The organism is Rosistilla carotiformis (assembly GCF_007753095.1).
Taxonomy (GTDB): domain Bacteria; phylum Planctomycetota; class Planctomycetia; order Pirellulales; family Pirellulaceae; genus Rosistilla; species Rosistilla carotiformis.
In genome coordinates this window covers 4,312,285-4,328,868 of the sequence record NZ_CP036348.1, presented here as the reverse complement: position 1 = coordinate 4,328,868, position 16,584 = coordinate 4,312,285, and the positions used below count along the sequence as shown (strand labels likewise).

The following is a 16,584-nucleotide window of genomic DNA, read 5'->3' as shown; positions in this document are numbered from 1 at the left end:
CTCAATGGCGTTCTGAAAGCCGGGCGCCGGCGGAACACTAAGCTATGTGTGGAATCGCAGGAATAATCGACTACTCGACGAAGGTTGATCTGGCGCCGACAATCGATTCGATGGTTCGCCGGATCGAACATCGGGGGCCTGATGGGCGGGGAACACTGGTGCGGCGGCGCGTTGCGTTGGGACATGCGCGGTTGTCGATTATCGACTTCGAAGGTGGCGCTCAGCCCATGACGTCGGTCGACGACCGCGTGCATCTAACGTTCAACGGTGAGATCTACAATTACCGCGATTTGCGTGTTCAATTGCAACGCTTTGGCCACGATTTTAAATCGCAATCCGATACCGAAGTGGTCCTCGCTGCGTATCGACAATGGGGAAAGCGGTGCGTCGAACGCTTCGAGGGAATGTTTGCGTTTGCGATCGCGGACTTCGACAAGAATGAGATGTTTTTGGCGCGCGATCCGTTTGGGATCAAGCCCCTGCTGTACCGCGTTGCAAACAACTCGTTTGCTTTTGCTTCGGAGTTCCAGGCTTTTTGGGGAATGGACGATTGGGCAGGCGAAATCGATCTCTTCTCGATCGATCTGTATTTGAGATACCAATACATTCCGGCGCCTCGTACGGCTTTTCGCGGCGTCTTTAAGCTGCCCGCCGGTCACCGGATGACGGTGCGAATCGGGGAACCCCATCAAAAGATCGAACGCTATTGGGAGCCCGACTTTAAGCAGAAAAAAAAGCGGTCGCCGGAGCAAATCGTCGACCAGCTCGACGACGCGCTACGCGATTCGGTTCGTCGTCATTTAGTCTCGGATGTGCCATTTGGCGCCCTGCTTTCCGGTGGAATCGACTCTTCGCTGGTCGTTGGGTATATGTCCGAACTGCTCGATTCACCCGTGAAGACATTTTCGATTGGGTTCGAAGATGAAAGTGTCGACGAACTGAAATACGCCCGGATCGTTGCGCAGGCCTACGGGACCGACCATCACGAGGAAATCGTACGGCTGAATGCGTTAGAGATGCTGCCTGAAATCGTTCGCCACTATGGCGAACCTTTCGGTGATCAATCCGCAATTCCTACATGGCACGCCTGTAAGTTAGCAAGATCCGAGGTGCCAATGGTTCTGTCAGGTGATGGAGGTGACGAATTACTCGCAGGCTATCGAACATACGGAAGATGGCTCAATCGGAGCCATCACAACGAACGAACGCCTGAAAAATTTTGGAAACGATTGGCGCGTTCGGTATTAAGACGGCCAAGTCCGTGCGACGGTGCCTTACGTGAAAACAATATGGCGCATTGGATGAGTTTTGTTGGTAGGTACAATGATCAATCGCGTGAATTGTTGTGGAAACCGGAACTTCGGTTTCTGGCCGATCAATCTTGCCAACAATTTCGTGATGCATTTGCTGCGGGGAACTGCTTGGCGCACTTGAACGTAGCACAAAGGGTTGATTTAGAAACCTTCCTGCCCGAGGACATTCTCTTCAAAGTCGATATCGCGAGCATGCGTTGCGGAATTGAAGTTAGACCACCGATGTTGGATCGTGAATTTTTCAGCTTCGTGTCTACCATTCCCTCCGAGGGTCTTTATGAATTCGGCAAGGATAACAAGTATGCTGGCAAGAAGCCTTTACGAACCCTGGCTGCGCGAAAGTTGGGAAAAGCGTTTGCTGATCGTCCCAAGCAAGGTTTTTTGCTGCCACTGGAATCTTGGCTGCGGAAAAACCCCAAATCCTCGCAAGAGATCCGCAACCGGTTAGTCGCTACAGATTCTCATATCGCCAACTGGTTTAGTGTTGATGCAATCCATTCAGTCATTGATCAAGGGCATGTTGTCCGAGTTTGGCAACTTCTTGTTTTGGATGAGTGGCTCGGACAGGTTAGAGTTCATTCGAAAAATTCTCGCATTTCATCTGAAACTGTGCCGAGTTCAACTTGAGACAGATTGTGTATTACGAGGCAGAATCGTTGACTATTGGTGAAGTAAAGCAATTCCATGAACATTGACACCCATGATCGTAACCTGAAAGTATTTGGCATCGGCATGAGCAAGACGGGGACATCGACCCTTCACGCTTGTTACCGCATACTTGGATTATTGCCTTCTGTTGGATATCGCAGCGATCTAAAACAATTAGTGCGGGCGGGACGCAAGGAAAAATCAGTTAACGGAAAGTTTGACTACGATATGGAACGTCCGTTGTTAAGTACAGACGCAACAAAAGAAATCTTAAGTGTTGCCCGCCAGTATGTCAGTTTCCAGGACTCGCCCTGGTATTTGTTGTATCGTGATTTGGACAGTGCCTTCCCCGGCAGTAAGTTTATCCTTACCGTCAGAAAGGATGCGGGGACTCAGGCGCTTAGCGACTGGCATCACAATCGAAAACTGGGGTCGTGTGATGGTGAACCAGACGCCGCATTCTTACGCGAACAAATAGCGTTTTACAACGATCACAACCGCGGAGTGCAAGAGTACTTTCGAGGGCGTGAACACGATCTACTGTGCGTATGCTGGGAAAATGGCGACGGCTGGAAGGAGTTGTGTGATTTTCTAAAGCTACCCCATCCCGATGTCGCATTCCCTCATGAGAGAAAAGGGGAGTATACGGGAAATGAATGTGGTTAGTGTGGCTCAATGAGTGTTCACATGTGGCAAAAGAGCTTAGGCAGGAATCGGGCTAGTGAATGATAGGTCCACATTACGTGGAGTTGAGTCCGGTCGATTTCTATTTGTACTTGGACAATACGCGAAGCTTGGCGGGGCGGAACGTCAGGCGATCATCCTGGCGGATCAACTCAAACGACGGGTGGGGTGCCATGTTGAATTTTTGGCGTGGGGAGGTGAAGGCCGGGTTGCCAGCGAAATCAGAGAGCTGGGGGTCGAACCTCGCATCTTTCCGCTCAACTGGAACCGCGGAAGGATTTCGCAGCTCATCACCCTACGTCTGCTGCAGCGGTACCTGCGCAATGAATTGCGCCCTGATTACATTCTGCCGTATATCGGCTTTAACTGCAAAATCATCGGGATGGTGTGGCGGCAGAGCAGGGCGCGTTTCACGTGGTGGAACCAGCGCGACGAAGGGCGAGACATTTACGGCAGCAAGCTCGAACATAAAATAATTCACTCGGTCCCAAGCGTCGTATCGAACTCATATGAAGGGCGTGACTTTTTAGTCAGCAAATTTGGGATCACTGAAAATAGGATCCATGTGCTCAACAACGGAATCGTGTTGCCTCAACGATTCGATTCCTCACATTGGCGGGAAACACTAGGCATTCATTCAGATCAGTTATTGATCACGATGCTCGCAAACCTGACGCAATTCAAGGATCACACGACGCTGTTAAAGGCGTTTGCCCAACTCCGCAAGACGGACATCGGCAAAGGTTGTCATCTAGCTCTTGCAGGTCGATTGGCAGAATCGACCGATCTGTTGAAAGTACTTGCGTTCGATCTTGGTTTATGTGGATCGGTACATTTCCTTGGCCCGGTTGCCAAGCCTGCTAGTTTGTGGAGTGCGACGGATTTTGCCGTGCACAGTTCCGAAACAGAGGGCTGTCCAAACGCAGCGCTCGAAGCGATGGCGCACGGTCTGGCGGTATGCGGCACCAATATCTCTGGCATGCGTCAGGCGGTTGGGGACACGGAGGCCGTCGATGTATTAGCGAGTCCTCGTGACGGGGAAGGTTTGTTTCGCATTATGCATCGTTTGGCGAGTTCGTCTAGCGAACGGTTGCAGCGTGGAGAAAGAAATCGGCGTCGAATTGTACAGCACTTTAGCCCCGAGGGACTTACGGAGCGTGTTTTGCAACTGATTGATGAGCATCAGGTTTTTTAATGGGACTGAAGTCGAAATATCGCCAGTGGCGAGTCGCCCACGCGGATAATGCTCGCGCAAAAGGTATGCAGGGCCAACAATCGGTCGCCCTTGGGTTCGCTTGGCGTGCGGCAAACATCGGTGGTGTGCGCCGTCATTTGGAATGCATTGAAAAATACTCACAGCATGCGGTCGCGTTGTACCCAAGTACTCCTTCGCACGACTTCTTAAAAACGCGTGATGAAAGATCCCAGTACCATGCGGATTTGGGCGATCCGTTAATCGACCGGCACAGTCTATTTCACTCTCACGTCGATCCGGATTTTATTGCGATTGCTCAGCGCGCACAAAAAGCCGGCAAACCTTGGTTGCACACCTATCATCTGCTGTATTTCCCCGAGGATTGGGATAACAACCTAGCACCGTGGCAACAAAAAATTAACGATTGTCTTCTGACTCAAGCGAGTAAGGCTGACCTGTGTTTGTCCGTTGGTACATGGTTGGTCGACTGGCTGGAAGAAAACCACGGAATTGAAACGCAGTTTGTGCCTAACGGTGTCGATGTCGATGCGTGTGATCAGGCAGATGGGAATCGATTTCGAGAAGCGATAGGTCTCGATAATTTTGTTCTATTCGTCAACAGTATTGCGAAAGTCAAAAATCCGGCAGCGTTTGTGGAAGCGGCCCGAGCTCGTCCAGACCAGAAGTTCGTGATGATCGGTACGAATCTCACTGCAGAAGGCATTCGGGCTGAATTGAAGATCGATGTGCCACCCAATCTTATTGCACTCGGTCCGTTGTCTCATGCACAAACCCTTGATGCGATGTCGGCATGCAAAACGTTTGTGATGACAAGCCACCGCGAGGGGCTTCCGACGGTTCTATTGGAAGCGATGTCGATGGGCAAGGTTTGCGTCGCGCCCCGACTTCCGTGGAGTTCCGATGCGATTCGCTTGCCGGAGCATGGGTTTCTTTACGATCCTGAGGACCCGCAGGATCTTGTCAAGACGATCGATGCAGCGACTGAACTCGAAGTGATGCCAATGGCGAGGCAACATGTTGTTGATTCATTCAGTTGGCCAGTGGTTGCCAGACAACTCGATGACATCTATTCGGGGCAGTTAAGCTCTTCCGCACGCTGCTAAGTTTGTAAAGAGCCGTTGCTGATGTCGCCACGTTACCGCATTGCCGTTATCACACGCACCTACCCGCCGAAGGGAGGAGGCATCGCGGCAGCACATTTCAACTTGGCCAGATGCCTGCGGAAACGACACGACGTTGGCATCTTTGCGTTCGACGATAATGACGCGGCGGTTGAACCCAACGTGACCCGTGCAAAGACCGCGGCCCCGTTGGCTTGGATGCTACAGGCGGCGGCAACCGCGTGGGTCAGACGATACGCCAGAGCGGAATCGGCAACAAATTGTCAACGTATCTTTCGGATCATTCCTGCGGTGCGGCGTTTGAACCGTGCACTTCGATCATTCCGTCCCGATTTTGTCCTGTGCCCCGATAATTTTGTTCCCGCACTCGCGCTAAAGCTTCCTATCGGCAGCAAGTTGATTTGGGTCGCACACCACAATTTTCGTCGATTTGAAGGCAATCCAATCGCCACGCAGTACTCGTGGATCGACCTGCAACTTGCGCATCGATTGGAGCTGCGAGCGTTTCAAAAGGCGGATGCCGTTGTGGCTGTTTCTCAGTATATTGCCGACGTGACATCCCAAACGTTGAAACCGAACTGTGATATTCGAGTGATTCGAAATTTTGTCGACACGGAATTTTTGGATCAAATGGGGGCGTGTTCACTGAAATCGCGACTTGGTATGTCACCGCACACGACGCTGGTCTACATTCCGTCGGGCGGCGTGGCGATCAAGGGCGAACGGTACACCTGCGAAATCATTCGGCGCCTTTCCACGATCGGTGACATCGCGTTTTTTGTCTCGGGAGCGATTTCGCCAACGCTTCGATTCGAATTAGACCAATTGCCAAAACACGTTGTCGTACATTCCCCCGGCCCCCAATCCTACATGCACAATCTGGCGGACGTTGCGGCGTGTGATTTGGCTGTTTCCCCGACGCTTATAGAAAACTTCAGTAGTGCACTTGTCGAGGCACTTGCGTTGGGTGTGCCGGTTGTCACCTGGGACGTTGGGGGCAACCGCGAACTGGTTGAATCCGGCGTCAACGGCTTTATCGTCCCGTTTCTGGACATGGAGTCTTTGATTCAACGTGCGATGGAATTGGCGAATTCATCAGAGTTGCGTGCTAGCATGCAAAAACTGGCGAGGACTTCTGTCAAGAATCTCGTTCGTCCCGAACGGGTTCTGGAGGAGTACGACAATCTGTTTCAAAGCGTTCTTGCGGCGTCATGAAGCGCCCCCAAGATTCACGGTATCTGTGATCACTCCGGTCTACAATGCAGCCGCGATGGTGCGGCGCGCGCGTTCTAGATTAGACGAGTCGAATTTATAAATATGAGTGGCGTTGGTAGATGTTGAATCGACTTAAGTTCATGTCGAGACATCCTCTGCATTCTATGCAGAGGCTCTGCGAGTACGCGAGTGTACTAAAACGTAGTGACAGACGTCTTCCGGATGCGAGCGATCGAGTTGCATTGGTCCTTCCGTCAACTCGTTCCAATCGGTCGTATTTTGCACTGGCCTGGACGCTCGGAAATGCAGGTTTCGTCGTGTGTATTCCACGGTCTTCGAGTACGTTGCTGGGCTTTGGGCAGTATGATCGGTACATCGTTGATTTGCCATTTGTACGAGTCGTTTCACCATCGAGGCTCCGTTCGTGTGAACTTGTGTTTTGCGAGGACGTGAAGCAAGCGGTTAGTGTTACGTGCGACAAAGTATTTGAAGTGGGTTTCGATTATTACTCAACCGTTCCGGACGAAGGGGGGGTGTTCTTGCCTTTTGGCGCCCATCCAGCAGCTCGAATTAGAAACCTAGAACCAAAAGATTTCGATGCGTCAGCACGACGGACCATCGGGATCTTTTGCGCTGGGAATTTGAGTGGGGCAAGTTACAACAACCCAAGTCTCATCGCGACATTTAACACTCCATCACGGACCCAAATTATAAATTGGACGGCGGAAATGTTCTCGCCGAGAATCGTCGCCACGACGTCTGACTTTAAGACTGGACTAAAAGATCACCTCAATCATATTGTTTTGTTGGATCAGGCGACAGATGGTCTTTCGCTTGGCGAATATTTTTCAGCGCTTCGGGACGCTGAATTTGTCCTTTGTCCACCCGGTGTGAATCATCCGCATTGCCACAACATATTTGAGGGTATGGCCTGCGGTTGTATACCGATCCTTGGCTACGACAATTGGATGCGCCCACGGCTTCAAAATGGCATTAATTGCATTACTTTTTCTGATAAACCCAGCTTTGCAGACGCAATTCTGAGGGCCTTGCGTTCAACCGCCGGTGAGCGAGCACGGCTTCGCGATGGCGTTATCAGGTACTACGATTCTTTTGTGCGTCCCAATGTCGTCGTAGAGCAGATGGTCGCGAAAGCGAAACGGGTTCGTGTGTTGAATGAGCGGCACAGTGTTCGATACTTGGGCGGATAGGTAAGGCAAGTCGAAGTGTTTCAAATTTCTGTGATTACTCCGGTCTACAATGCGGCCGGGATGGTGCGACGCGCGGTCGAGTCTGCAATTCGGATCGACGAAGTGGGCGAAGTCATCCTGATCGAAGATGGATCGCCCGACGGGGCGATCCATGTCTGCCGCCAGTTGGAGAGTGAGTTTGAAAAAGTCAGGATGTTGCAACATCCCGGGGGGGAGAACCGCGGCGCAGGAGCCAGTCGCAACCTGGGTATCCGACACGCCCAGTTTCCGTTCATCGCATTTCTCGATGCAGACGATTGGTATCTGGACAACCGCTTCGACGCGGACAAACGGATCTTGTCCCAAGACCCAACGATCGATGGCGTCTACAACGCGCTAGGAAATCACTACGAGAACGAGTCGCTGCGGCAGATGTGGCTTGATCAAGGCCGTCCCGAAGTGTTGACACTGACCGGGGGCGTGCCAACGCCCGAGGAATTACCGCTGGTCTTATTGTACGCGCATCCGACAATCAAAGGTGACTTCAGCACCGATACCATCACGGTCCGCCGCGAGTTCTTCGATCGGGTGGGTCTGTTTCATACCGAGCTTCGGTTGCAACAGGACACGCATATGTGGAAGCGGATGAGCGCTTTTGGGCGGTTGGCGGCTGGCAACCTGGCAACGCCCGTTGTCGTCCGGCGAGTCCATGCCAACAATCGCATGACCCAGGTGGAAGAACATCACAAGTACATGGAATTGTGGTGGCGAGACCTTGGGCAGTGCTTCCGAAAGGGAGCGGTCCGTTCGGACATCATGCAGGCCTACCGCCGCGGGTACGCAAAGTTTCGCGCCCGCCGTGGTGAGCGATGGAAGGCAGTCAAGGCCATCGGCATCTGGTTGCTGCATGAACCAAGTCAGCTGCGAAAGCGTTATGGGTTCTTCGATCAAACGCTGCGCGAGGCCTTTGGGGCAAGCCGAACCGTCGACCGCGTGCTCTCGGTAAAAAATCGGTTCATTGGAACGCAATAAATAAACCGCGGTGTGTATTCCGCGCCGGGTATATGAATTTCCGTGATCGCGTGGATCGATGCCGCACGGTGTCTGAAATTATGTTTCAATTCCGCCACTCGTTGCATTCACGGTCTGTGTTAGGGCGTCCAACTCTCTTCGCAAGACGGTTGGATGCGGCGATAAATTCCACTATAGAAGTGTTGTGAAATAGTTCGGTAAATAATCAAACGATGCGCATTCTTGTTGCAAATATTCCGCTGCCGACGAATCGGTTTCTTATCGATCTGAATCAATCGATTGGTCGCCGTCACGAGGTAATACATGATCATGAATCTTTCTGGAATCAAGAGGGCGATTTTGATCTGGTGCACCTTCATTTCCCCGAATATATGACGTTCGAGATTCAAGACGCTTATCGCGGCGCATTGACGGATGATCTGCTGGCAGAAACGGAAAAGCGACTTCTTTTTTGGGCACACACGGCCAAAATCGTGGTCACAAGACACGTTTTGTTACCACATAGCGCGAGCAGCCAATCTCTGTGGGAATCAATGTATGAACTCGTTTATCGCTACGCCGACGCCGTTGTTCATTTTGCGCCGCCGAGTATCGAAGAGTTTAAGAGTCGTTATTCGAACGTCGACTTTCATCATGGAGCGCCGCGACATTACATCGTACCGCATCAAAATTATGCATCGCTGCCGAATGACGTTTCTCGGGCGGAGGCCCGCAAGCGGCTCCGCATTCCGAAAGACGCCAACGTGATGTTGGCTTTTGGTGCGATTCGCAATGACGCGGAAAGAGAACTTGTGCTGGATACGTTTCACCGCATGCGCAGCCCCCACAAGGTGTTGCTCGTTTCCCGCTGGCGCGAGAAGTTGGCAGACGTTTCGTGGATTAGGCTCAGAGATTGGATCCGCGACTTAAAGCGTCTGTACTACCGAATCCATCCAGCGTACCGATTCAACTATGGTTTTGTGGAAGAGGATGACACACAGCTCTATCTGAACGCAGCCGACGTATTGTTCATTCCGCGTTTTCACGTGCTCAACTCAGGGAACGTCACCCTTGGAATGACGTTCGGTAAGGTAGTCGTCGGGCCCGATAGCTGGGATGTTGGGCATCTGCTCAGGGAAAGGGGGAATGTAGTTTTCGATCCCGATCATCCCGAAACAGCGGCCTCGGCAATGGAACATGCGATGAATTTGGCGGCGGAGGGCCGAGTTGGTTCGGCGAATCGGCAAATTGCCCTCGACGAATGGGATATTGAGCAATGCGGCGATCGATATTCGAACATTTTTGAAGAACTGGTTTCAGCGAGAACGCGAAGATGAAGAAGATACTTATCACTGGTGGCGCCGGGTTTGTCGGTCGTCGATTCGTCAAGCGGCATCTCGACCTAGGGAACGAAGTCCATTGTGTCGATCCCATCGCCGCCGATACGGGAGGCATTGACCCCGAGGGAGGCTGGCCCTTGTATGCGCCAAACGACTACGAAAGTTTCCACTTCTACAAACAAGATTGCCGGACATGGTTTCGGGAGCATCGAGACGACGATTTCGACTATGTCTTCCATCTCGCCGCCATGGTTGGTGGGCGAGCGATGATCGAAAACAATCCGTTGGCCGTGGCGGATGATCTGTCGATCGATGCGGAGTATTGGCAATGGGCGAAGGCCGCCAAGCCAGCGAAAACGGTTTGCTTCAGCAGCAGCGCTGCCTATCCGATCGGTCGACAACGGGAACTGGGCTACGAACTGCTGTCCGAGGATATGATCCAGTTTGACGATGACATTGGCATGCCAGACATGTCGTACGGATGGGCCAAGTTGACGTGTGAATATTTGGCGCTGCTGGCCTACGAAAAGCACGGTCTCAAAAGCGTCTGCTACCGCCCCTTTTCTGGTTACGGCGAAGACCAGGACGAAAGCTATCCGTTTCCAAGCATTTGCAAACGCGCCATGGCGCATGTTGGCGAACCGACGCTGTCGGTCTGGGGGACCGGCGATCAAATGCGCGATTTCATCTACATCGAAGATTGTGTTGACGGCGTTCTGACGACGATGGACAAGATCGACAACGGCGACGCGCTGAATCTGTCGACGGGGATCTACACTTCATTCAAGCAGTTCGCTCGGATTGCGGCCGAGGAGTGTGGGTATGAGCCCGAGGTGGTGGGGCTGTCCGATAAACCGGCCGGCGTCTTCGCCCGTGGCGGGTGTACCAAAAAACAGGCGGAGTATGGGTTTAAGGCGAGTGTCTCCTTCCGTGAAGGAATCAAGAAAGCTCTCGCCTTGTTTGCGGCACGTGCGTCGTAAACGCGGGGCATGCGGCCAGCACGTTTGCTCGAGTTTGTCAATCAAATATCGATTTACTCTCTAAAAGAGAAACGTTGCTCGACGGCGTGGTTTCGTGTGAAGCTGGCCAATGGTATCAACGTTCAACAACATGTTAACACGCAAGTCAATTCCCTCGCGAATCTTCAACAAACTGCGCACGGTTCCGGCGAGGTGGTTCGGTCCCGATGCGGTACGTAGCGCTTGGGAAGAGTCGATGTGTCGTCGCCAGTCAACGCGATATCGAATCGGTGGCGGCAAACGAATTTATCTGGTTCACATTCGCAAGACGGGTGGAACGTCTCTGAACCACGCGTTCCTGCAGACGTCTGGAATGGATTCATCGTTGTTGTATGAGCAATTGGTGCAAAAGAAGGACCATCGAGTTTGTTGTGGAGACAAAGTCTTTGTCGGCTGGAACATCAAACATATCAATGCTGGGCATTATTACTACGCATTTTCCCATACCCCACTTCACCAAATTGGGTCTGCCTGAGGACACATTTGCAATTTCGTGTTTCCGCGATCCGGTCAAGCGTGTCATTTCCCACTACAACATGTTGTTGAACTACCGTGCCAATAATGTGAATCATCCGTGTATGCTGACAGAAGGGCAATGGCTGGGGGCATCATTTGATGATTTCTTGACGGCGATCCCCGACGAACATTTGTTGAACCAACTGTATATGTTTTCGGCGGATTTGGATGTTGCCGAGGCAGTCGAAAGGGTCGCTGGTCTTTCGCATTTCTTATTTACCGAAGACTTTGATCGAGGGGTCAAACAATTGAACAAAAAGACAGGTTTTCCGATCTGCGTAATGCATCGGCGCAGCGCCAAATATCTCGCTGTGATTTCGGACGATAGCATGATCCGCCTGAGAGAAAAGTTGGAGTCCGAGTACATCTTTCTCGATCATGTGCGCAAGCTCAAAAATGTCGCAGGCGATGCATAGCGATTCGGTGAAGTTAGAATGAATCACGATATTCCAAGCAAGCATGCTCCCATTGCATTGTTTGTTTATAATCGTCCGGAGCATACAAAGCGAACGTTGAGGGCCCTTTCCGAGAATGCATTCGCGGATCAATCGCACCTGCATGTGTTCTGTGATGGTCCGAAGAGTAGCGAACATGATCAGATGCTGGTTCAAGAAGTCCGTCAGGTCGTTGCCAGCGAGCAGTGGTGTGGCGAGGTTACCGTCATTACGAGAGACGAGAATTGGGGACTGGCGCGTTCGATTCGAAGCGGAATCGATTCGATACTTCGTCAGCATGATCGAATCATTGTTTTGGAAGACGACATCGAGACATCGCCCGGATTTGTTCGTTTTATGAACCAAACGCTTGCGATGTACGCGGACGACGCTAGGGTGATGAACGTTAGCGGATACGTACCCGAAACAAGCTACCAGCGATGGCTTTCCGAAACGTTTTTCGTTCGTGTTATGGCGTGCTGGGGTTGGGGAACGTGGCGTCGCGCATGGAAACAATCACGTTGGGAAGGTGCGGAACTGTTGAGTGAACTAGAACGACGTCCCGGCGGCGTTGCTGGGTTTAACTTGGACGGTTGCTATCCCTACACCGAACAATTGCGTCGGAACTTGATCGGCGAGATACGGACATGGGCGGTGTTTTGGGCTGCAAGCTGCTATCTCAATGACGGTCTTTCGCTGTTCCCGTGTCGTTCGCTTGTGCGTAACACGGGGTTCGATGGATCAGGCGAAAACTGTCACAATGCCCCCGGTTTGCAGCCTCGCGGTCCGCTGGCGGAACAAATTCCCGTCAAGAAAATTTCCATACGAGAATCGCTTTTGGGGCGAGAATACTTCAAGGCGTTTCATCGTTTTGGAAGTGATTCCAGACTTTCGGTTCGGATTAGAAATCGTTTCCGGAAAACAAAGGGTCAAGTAGCACAAATGGTGCCTGAGCAAATGAAGGAGCCGCTGCGTCATTTGTTGGGCGTTGCTCATCCTTACGGGCTCGCGTTGTCGACGCAGCGACAACTGCAAACAATGAATCGGTGTGACGAGACGAAAGTGAAGCTGTTTGGGCGAGACTTTTGGATTGCGGACGCGGCTTCTTTTCTTGGTTCACACGATGAGATCTTTCGTCAGGGAATTTATGAATTTGAAACCTCCCAAACAACTCCTTTTATTATCGATGCTGGTGCAAACATTGGTCTAGCTAGTATTTACTTTGGGATGCGGTACCCGGGGGCGGAGATCATCGCAATCGAGTCGGACGGGCTCGTTTGCGAGAAACTCATTGCGAACCTTAAGTCGTTTGAGTTATCGAATGTCCGCGTTGTGCAGGGGGCAGTTTGGGATGCAAATTCTGAATTGTATTTTTCAGCCGACGGCGCAGATGGTGGTAGGGTGTCAAGCCTCGGAAGCACGATGGTTCAAGGCTTGCGTCTACTCGAATTGTTTGAAGGTCGTTCAGTCGATCTACTGAAACTTGACGTCGAGGGAGCAGAGATCCGAGTATTGAGCGATTGTGAGTCAGCACTTCGTTCCGTGAAACGAATTTTTGTGGAGTACCATTCGTTTGCCAATGCCCCGCAGGAATTGTCGAAGCTTTTGTCGATATTGGAACGGACCGGGTTTCGGTACTACATCGAACACACCGGTGTGCATAGCGGACGGCCGTTGGTTAGACGAGAGACACAAGGCGGGTACGACCTGCAGCTCAATATATTTGCAACCCGCCAGCATGGGAGCAATTGAAGCGTCAATGGGCGATCCCAAAATTGTTCAGGTCTCGACAAACCAGAGCGGAGGCGCTGGGATCGCGGCGCTGCGTTTGCATCGCGGTTTGCGCATGGAAGGGGTGCACAGTCGATTTCTGTCGGGCTTAGGACAGCCCGATTCACGGTGGGAAGTAGACGTTTTGTCCAAACGATATCCAAGATTTTGGGAGCGCGCCTTGGGGAAGGTTGGCGTGCACAGGTCCCAACAGATCCTTTGGGAAAAAGAAACCTGCCGGCTTGGATGCCAGGATATTTTCACGACCAGCATTGAAAGCGATGCAAAATTGATTGATCACGCTTGGATGCAGGATGCCGATATCATCAATCTGCACTGGGTCTCTGGGATCTTGTCATGGAAAGAACTCTTCAAGCGTTGCCGCGTACCGATCGTTTGGACGCTCCACGATATGAACGCATTCATGGGGATTTTCCATTACGAATTCGATCGACAACGCGGTAGCCATGCTAGCCAAGTGAAAGATGCCGATGTCATCCGTGAAAAAATTCAGTTGATGCAATCGGATATCAAGCCGGTAATTGTCACGCCGTCTCGATGGCTGAAAGATCAATCGGTGGCGTCGGAATTGTTTTGGGGATTGCGTCACGAGGTCATTGCAAACGGGTTGGACACCGCGATTTTCAAACCGTACCCGCAGCGTTTTGCCAGGACGGTTTTCGGTTTAAACCCGGATAAGAAATTGCTTTTGGTCGTAGCTGAACGGCTCGCGGATCAACGCAAAGGCTTTGGCTTGCTGTTGCAGGCATTAAGGCTGCCTGAGCTGCAACGCAACTGGGAGATCGTTGCTGTCGGTGATGGAGAGTTGCCACTTGAAAACCTTCAATATCATCGTGTTGGTGCCATCAATGACGAGCGTTTGATGGGATTACTCTATTCCGCAGTCGACCTGGTCGTTATTGCAAGCCGGGAAGACAATCTGCCAAATGTCATACTTGAATCTTTATGTTGTGGCACTCCCGTGGTTGGCACGCCAGCGGGAGGGATACCAGAACCGATCGTTCCGGCACGAGATGGCTTAGTAGCCAAAGCGGTTACGGGCGAAGCGTTGTCAGCTGCAATCCGGCAAGCCATCGAGATGCCGTTTGTGCGTGAGAAAATTGCCGCTGAGGCGGCGGCGCGGTACGACCTGTCGGTTGTGTCACGGCGGTATCGGCAATTATACGAAGAACTGTTGAAGGTCACGTTGTGAGGCGTGGACTTCTCTTCGACCGTGGCAAGCCAACACAAGTGTCTCCAATTCAAGGGTACGAACGTGTCAGTTGATGCTCAGCACAAAAGCCAGGAACAGCATTGGGATGCCGACCGGGATGATCCAAGTCGTGCGAAGATTCACGAGAGTTGGTTCCGTACGGACACCGTGGATTCTTGGCGGCACGCACGAATGTATGAGCCGGTTCAAGCGTTCGCGCACAATTTGCAACTGCGTTGGGTTACCATTGGTGACGGGCGTTTTGGTCTTGATTCCATTCGCATTCGAAATCAAGGCTTTTCTTCCGTATTGCCAACCGATATCGGGTCCGCTTTATTGGAGCAGGCTGTTCAACGTGGGTTGATCAACGAATATCAAGTTGAGAACGCGGAGCGATTGTCGTTTGCAGACGAAAGTTTCGATGTCGCATTTTGTAAAGAGAGCTACCACCATTTCCCACGCGGCCCACTTGCGCTCTACGAGATGCTGAGAGTTGCAAAACATGCCGTGGTACTTGTCGAACCAAGAGACTATTCGATTGATCGACCTGTGTTTCCTGTGGTTGGTCCGGTTGGACTTGTCAAAGGCATATTTGAATGGGCTAAACGGCGGCTGCGGCTGCACGATACCCCTCTGCCTTTGCGGAAACTCTATCACCTTGGAGACCCGCCCTGCTACGAGGATTCTGGCAATTATGTGTACACCATCTCGTCGCGTGAGATGGAGAAAGTTGCGTTGGGCATGAACTTGCCTGTGCTGGCAGTAAAAGGCTTAAACGACCATCATCAATCTGGTTACGAAACCGAAACAATCGGTGAGTCATCGGAATTGTTTCACGACTTGAAGTTGAAGCTGGCCCAAGAAGATCGGTTGTCGAGAGCGGGACGAATCGGTACGAGCATGTTGATGACGATTCTATTTAAAACGACACCGGACGTGGAGACTCGCCGGTTCTTAATCCAAAACGACTGGTTGGTTGTTGATCTTCCCAGGAACCCACATGTCTAAAATTCCGTTGACCGCATGATCCGTCTTTTTACATCGTACTATCCCGAAGTTAACCGACGCAGACGGGAGGAAATCAACGAGTGTTTGCGACGGAATCTTGCAGAAGATGTGATCGGTGAGGTCTGTCTGTTTCTGGAAAACACGGATTCGCCACAGCAGCATAATAAGCTGAGGACACGCACGATTCACAGTCGTCCTTTATATAAAGACTTTTTCGTTTGGGCGCGAGAGTTGTGTGGCGGTGATAGCAATACGGTGGTTATCTGCAACAGTGATATCTATTTTGATTCGTCGCTGGCGGCCCTGGGGCGACAGCTTTTGCCGGGACAGTGTGTGGCGCTGAGTCGATGGAATGTTCGGGCTGGTGGCAGCCCTGCGCTTTTTGACCGCAACGATGCACAGGACAGTTGGATCTTTCGCGGACCGCCTCGTGACATCGTTGACGATTTTCCCATTGGTGTGCCCCGCTGCGACAACCGTATGATGTACGAACTGCGTCGGGCCGGCTATCGAGTGATCAATCCTGCGTTTTCCGTCCGCTCTTACCATTTACACGCTGGGCAGAGAGAGGAATATGACCAAACAAATCTATCAGCCTTTGTGGATCCTCCCTACCAATACATTTGGCCGCACAATTTGTGCTCGCTGAACCGCACACTGTTGTACAACCTGTTGCATCCGTCGGAACGGATTGGTTGGCGTATGGATTGGCGTTGGCTTCGCGGTACGTTGCCGGTGCGATGTCTGCAAAACTTTGCATCGGCGTTAACACGCACCAAGGGAGCAACCGATGCTGCGTAAGTTGGTTCGACGCTATCGCGCGACGCATCTGTCACACACTAACCGGCGTGCCTTGAGGCGGGTTGTCACCGGCGGCAAAGTCCGC

The 16,584-nt window shown here is 51.9% G+C and carries 14 protein-coding genes; all 14 read left to right on the top strand.

Going from position 1 to position 16,584, the window contains the following annotated elements; all coding sequences use genetic code 11:
• The first annotated feature begins 44 nt into the window (after positions 1–44).
• The 14 genes from asnB to Poly24_RS15565 all read left to right on the top strand — a co-directional run bounded on the left by asnB (position 45) and on the right by Poly24_RS15565 (position 16,499).
• Positions 45–1,940, top strand: coding sequence for an asparagine synthase (glutamine-hydrolyzing) (gene asnB, locus Poly24_RS15630; RefSeq protein WP_145097200.1), 1,896 nt, complete (start codon positions 45–47; stop codon positions 1,938–1,940).
• Between the two features lie 57 nt (positions 1,941–1,997).
• Positions 1,998–2,627 carry a sulfotransferase gene (locus Poly24_RS15625; protein WP_145097197.1) on the top strand — a complete coding sequence of 210 codons (630 nt, stop codon included), beginning with the start codon at positions 1,998–2,000 and terminating at the stop codon, positions 2,625–2,627.
• Positions 2,628–2,682: 55 nt separating this feature from the next.
• Positions 2,683–3,840 carry a glycosyltransferase family 4 protein gene (locus Poly24_RS15620; RefSeq protein WP_145097194.1) on the top strand — a complete coding sequence of 386 codons (1,158 nt, stop codon included), beginning with the start codon at positions 2,683–2,685 and terminating at the stop codon, positions 3,838–3,840.
• On the top strand, positions 3,840–4,964 hold the full coding sequence (locus Poly24_RS15615; RefSeq protein ID WP_145097191.1) for a glycosyltransferase family 4 protein: 1,125 nt from the start codon (positions 3,840–3,842) through the stop codon (positions 4,962–4,964). The genes Poly24_RS15620 and Poly24_RS15615 overlap by 1 nt, the downstream gene beginning before the upstream one ends.
• Positions 4,965–4,985: 21 nt before the next feature.
• Positions 4,986–6,197: a glycosyltransferase family 4 protein gene (locus Poly24_RS15610; protein WP_145097188.1), complete on the top strand. Its 1,212-nt coding sequence runs from the start codon at positions 4,986–4,988 to the stop codon at positions 6,195–6,197.
• Between the two features lie 449 nt (positions 6,198–6,646).
• Complete coding sequence (locus Poly24_RS15605) at positions 6,647–7,408, top strand: glycosyltransferase (protein ID WP_197451946.1); 762 nt, start codon at positions 6,647–6,649, stop codon at positions 7,406–7,408.
• A gap of 15 nt (positions 7,409–7,423) precedes the next feature.
• A complete protein-coding gene (locus tag Poly24_RS15600; protein WP_145097182.1) occupies positions 7,424–8,419 on the top strand; it encodes a glycosyltransferase family 2 protein in 996 nt (331 codons plus the stop codon).
• A gap of 212 nt (positions 8,420–8,631) precedes the next feature.
• Positions 8,632–9,735: a glycosyltransferase family protein gene (locus Poly24_RS15595; RefSeq protein ID WP_145097179.1), complete on the top strand. Its 1,104-nt coding sequence runs from the start codon at positions 8,632–8,634 to the stop codon at positions 9,733–9,735.
• Positions 9,732–10,718 (top strand): NAD-dependent epimerase/dehydratase family protein, encoded by a 987-nt coding sequence (locus Poly24_RS15590; RefSeq protein ID WP_145097176.1) that lies wholly within the window; start codon positions 9,732–9,734, stop codon positions 10,716–10,718. The genes Poly24_RS15595 and Poly24_RS15590 overlap by 4 nt, the downstream gene beginning before the upstream one ends.
• Before the next feature lie 452 nt (positions 10,719–11,170).
• Positions 11,171–11,689: a sulfotransferase family 2 domain-containing protein gene (locus Poly24_RS15585; RefSeq protein ID WP_197451945.1), complete on the top strand. Its 519-nt coding sequence runs from the start codon at positions 11,171–11,173 to the stop codon at positions 11,687–11,689.
• 18 nt (positions 11,690–11,707) lie between these two features.
• The gene (locus Poly24_RS15580; protein WP_145097170.1) at positions 11,708–13,459 is read left to right on the top strand and encodes an FkbM family methyltransferase; all 1,752 of its coding nucleotides are present in this window, start codon (positions 11,708–11,710) and stop codon (positions 13,457–13,459) included.
• Entirely contained in the window at positions 13,446–14,690 is a 1,245-nt protein-coding gene (locus tag Poly24_RS15575; RefSeq protein WP_197451944.1) for a glycosyltransferase, read from the top strand. Before Poly24_RS15580 ends, Poly24_RS15575 begins: the two co-directional genes overlap by 14 nt.
• A gap of 63 nt (positions 14,691–14,753) precedes the next feature.
• The gene (locus tag Poly24_RS15570) at positions 14,754–15,698 is read left to right on the top strand and encodes a class I SAM-dependent methyltransferase (protein ID WP_145097164.1); all 945 of its coding nucleotides are present in this window, start codon (positions 14,754–14,756) and stop codon (positions 15,696–15,698) included.
• A 15-nt stretch (positions 15,699–15,713) separates the two neighbouring features.
• Entirely contained in the window at positions 15,714–16,499 is a 786-nt protein-coding gene (locus Poly24_RS15565) for a hypothetical protein (RefSeq protein ID WP_197451943.1), read from the top strand.
• Positions 16,500–16,584 lie beyond the last annotated feature (85 nt).